Origin of the sequence: Bradyrhizobium sp. 160, assembly GCF_023073735.1 — a bacterium.
In the GTDB taxonomy this organism is placed as follows: Bacteria; Pseudomonadota; Alphaproteobacteria; order Rhizobiales; family Xanthobacteraceae; genus Bradyrhizobium.
In genome coordinates, this window is the sequence record NZ_JADPKD010000051.1 from 1 (window position 1) to 623 (window position 623).

General features: G+C 68.1%; 1 protein-coding gene. It reads right to left on the reverse strand.

Annotated elements, in window-relative coordinates:
- A partial coding sequence (locus tag IVA98_RS19475; RefSeq protein WP_247294217.1) for an AMP-binding enzyme occupies window positions 1-623 on the reverse strand: 623 nt, incomplete at both ends.

The following is a 623-nucleotide window of genomic DNA, read 5'->3' on the forward strand; positions in this document are numbered from 1 at the left end:
GAGTGCCCGCCCAGCTCGAAGAAGTTGTCGTGCCGGCCGACACGTTCCAGGCCCAGAAGCTCGGCCCAGATCTGCGCCAGCGCGATCTCGATCTCGCCCCGCGGCGCCTCATAGGCTGCCCGCGCATACGCATCATCCTCTGGCGGGGGCAGCGCCTTGCGGTCCAGCTTGCCGTTCGGCGTCAACGGCAGCGCCGCAAGCCGCACAAACGCGCTCGGCACCATGTACTCGGGCAGCCGCGCACCAAGATGGGTGCGCAACGTGCCGGCAAGTTCAGTCCCCTCGGCTTCGCCGGCATGCTCCGCAGCCGTAACCACATAGGCGACCAGACGCTTCTCGCCGCTGCGATCCTCGCACGCAACCACCGCCGCGTCGCGCACCGACGCGTGCTCAACCAGCCGCGCCGCGATCTCGCCAGGCTCGATCCGGAAGCCGCGGATCTTCATCTGGTCGTCGATGCGGCCCAGAAACTCCAGATTGCCGTCCGGCAGATACCGCGCCAGATCCCCGGTCCGGTACATCCGTGCGCCGACCTCACCACTGAACGGATCGGCCAAGAACCTCTCCGCCGTCAGTTCGGGCCGGTTCAGATAGCCACGCGCGACCCCCGCCCCGCCAATGTA